The sequence below is a fragment of the Pseudomonas citronellolis genome (genome assembly GCF_029335315.1).
In the GTDB taxonomy this organism is placed as follows: domain Bacteria; phylum Pseudomonadota; class Gammaproteobacteria; order Pseudomonadales; family Pseudomonadaceae; genus Pseudomonas; species Pseudomonas citronellolis_A.
In genome coordinates, this window is the sequence record NZ_JARJLT010000195.1 from 1 (window position 1) to 242 (window position 242).

1 pseudogene is annotated in these 242 nt (G+C 61.6%); it reads left to right on the top strand.

From position 1 onward, the window contains the following. Window positions 1–65 precede the first annotated feature (65 nt). Window positions 66–242 (top strand): annotated as a pseudogene (locus tag P3W75_RS15115) (IS110 family transposase); the annotation flags it as partial.

The window sequence follows — 242 nt, forward strand, 5'->3', positions numbered from 1 at the left end:
CTCCCTCCTACGGCGTCAAGCGCCAGACTGATGGTGCAGCCACAAGTCCCGGAGGGGGAGTCACGATGAACATTAGTCGCATTGGTCTGGATCTGGCAAAACAAGTGTTCCAGGTGCATGGAGTCGACGGCCACGAGCAAGTGGTGTGCCGCCGGCAGCTCAAGCGGGCACAGGTGCTGGACTTCTTTCGCCAACTGGAGCCCTGCCTGGTGGCGATGGAGGCCTGCGGCAGTGCGCACTAT